Genomic DNA, 255 nt, shown 5'->3' on the forward strand with positions numbered 1-255 from the left:
ACTTCGACATCCAGCACTTGCCGCAGGCGCGACACCAGTTGCACTGCCATCAGCGAGTGTCCACCCATCTCGAAGAAGTGGTCGTGGCGCCCGATTTGCGCCAACCCCAGCAAGTCTTGCCAGATCTCCGCGAGCGCCTCTTCAATCTCTCCTTGCGGCGCCTCGTAGGCACGGCTGACGACGGCGCTCTTGTCCGGCGCCGGCAGCGCCTTGCGGTCGAGTTTGCCGTTGGCGGTCAGCGGGAAACCGTCCAAG

Annotated in this window: 1 protein-coding gene; it reads right to left on the reverse strand. The window is 64.3% G+C overall.

The features are described 5' to 3' along the window. Positions 1 to 255, reverse strand: a 255-nt coding sequence (locus KVP70_RS33755; RefSeq protein WP_217946782.1) for a phosphopantetheine-binding protein, incomplete at both ends; no start/stop codon positions are given.

Source organism: Duganella violaceipulchra (assembly GCF_019166075.1).
Classification (GTDB): domain Bacteria; phylum Pseudomonadota; class Gammaproteobacteria; order Burkholderiales; family Burkholderiaceae_D; genus Rugamonas; species Rugamonas violaceipulchra.